Source organism: Photorhabdus viridis (assembly GCF_040256935.1).
Lineage (GTDB): Bacteria > Pseudomonadota > Gammaproteobacteria > Enterobacterales > Enterobacteriaceae > Photorhabdus > Photorhabdus viridis.
The window spans coordinates 1-1,572 of sequence record NZ_JBEJZY010000141.1 but is presented as its reverse complement, the minus strand read 5'-3'; the positions used below and the strand labels follow the sequence as shown (position 1 = coordinate 1,572).

The 1,572-nt window shown below is 38.6% G+C and carries 2 protein-coding genes; both read right to left on the bottom strand.

The window, feature by feature from the left end; all coding sequences use genetic code 11:
- Positions 1-226 precede the first annotated feature (226 nt).
- The gene (locus ABR397_RS22550; RefSeq protein WP_350307666.1) at positions 227-778 is read right to left on the bottom strand and encodes a hypothetical protein; all 552 of its coding nucleotides are present in this window, start codon (positions 776-778) and stop codon (positions 227-229) included.
- A 6-nt stretch (positions 779-784) separates the two neighbouring features.
- The coding region (locus tag ABR397_RS22545; protein ID WP_350307665.1) for an AHH domain-containing protein at positions 785-1,572 on the bottom strand (788 nt) is incomplete at its 5' end.

Below are 1,572 nucleotides of genomic sequence, written 5' to 3'. Positions count from 1 at the left end.
CCTCATGGTAGTGATAGCGGGCCATCACCGCCTGTAAGCCGTCATCGGTACGCAGGATGTCAGTGAGCTGCCCGTGCGGGTTATACCGCAGGGACAGGACCGGCCCGTCACCCGGAACATTACGAACATTACAGAAGACCAGAAGATCTGGTGATTGTGAACTGCCTCTCTAAATCTAGCCATTAAATGTTGAGTCTAATTTTTGAGGGCAGTTCATCTATACTTATTAACTATTCTTTAAAAGAATAGGATTGAAAATAACAAATGTCTTTTTATCTTTCTTTATACCGCACGGCATAACTCCATTTTTAAATATAGAAAATATTTCTTCTAATTTAGAGTCTCGATTAAAAGAAAATAAATATCGATAGATGCTTATCATATTTAACATGTAATTACATTCGTCATTTACATCATTTAGAAAGTTATCGTATTCTATGTTATCAACTAACCCTTGCTTCTTTCTTATAAGATATAATTTTCTTTTTCTAATATTTTCTTTAACTTGATCCTTGGTAGATATTTTTACTCTATCAAGGATATCCTTTTCTGCTTTTTTATAATCCTCATGAAGATAAAATTCGGATACCAGATCAGAGAAAAAATCGCTCCAAACCATATAGTTACTTGGTATGTCTTGATCGAAAAGAAGCTTTAATGCCATATCTTTATTATCAATAATTTCATATTCATTAAATTCTTCAATAGAACCGGATAAAAAATCCGAACTTTTAAAAAATTCAACTGGTTCCATATAAAAACTTATTATCTCACTCATATTGAATTATCCTAAAATTTTACTCCAGAGATCAAAGACTCTTTGTCTGCCTATTTGATTTATGTCTTTCCCAAAAATATTAGTGTTATACATATCTTTGGATCTAATAATATTACTATTCTCCATACCTTTTTTAGCTATATTTTGTATGTTAGTTACTTGTTTTGATATGGCATCAGTTGATTGATTTAGATTTATTTTATCCAGAGCATTTCTCATTGCATCAGTATATCCGTGATGATTACCTTGATGCCTTGCTATTGCACTAACTCCATCATCAACTTTTCTTAAGAACATTCCGTTTGCGGCATTATCAATATCATACCCTATTTTTTTCAAGGCAGGATGGTTTGCTAACTGTTTTGGTATGACATGGTGAGCTTGGTATCCCTTCCAAGTTGTGGATCGTGGTAATCCCATATCTTCCATCATGTTTTTACCTAGTTTAGTAGAGCATCCAGCCAGCCCCAGTGGGTCAACCCATCCGGTCGGATTTTGCACGTAACTATAAAGATTTACTCCTCCTGCTAACCCCAAAGGGTCAGGGCTGAGGTAACAACAGCCTTCCGGCAAATAATAACGGTGCCGATTGTAGCAAAGCCCTGATTCCTCATCAAAAAGTTGCCCGGCAAATCGCAGGCCCGGATCCAGCTGCGGGTTTTCATCCTGCTCCGCCAGACGCAGCCCGTACAGCGACTGTTTCGGCTGCCGCCACACCCGTTTCCCGGCCGGGTCGAACAATGCCAGCGGCTCACCCGTCGGCGCACTCACCGCATACTGGGTCTCAATCGCCC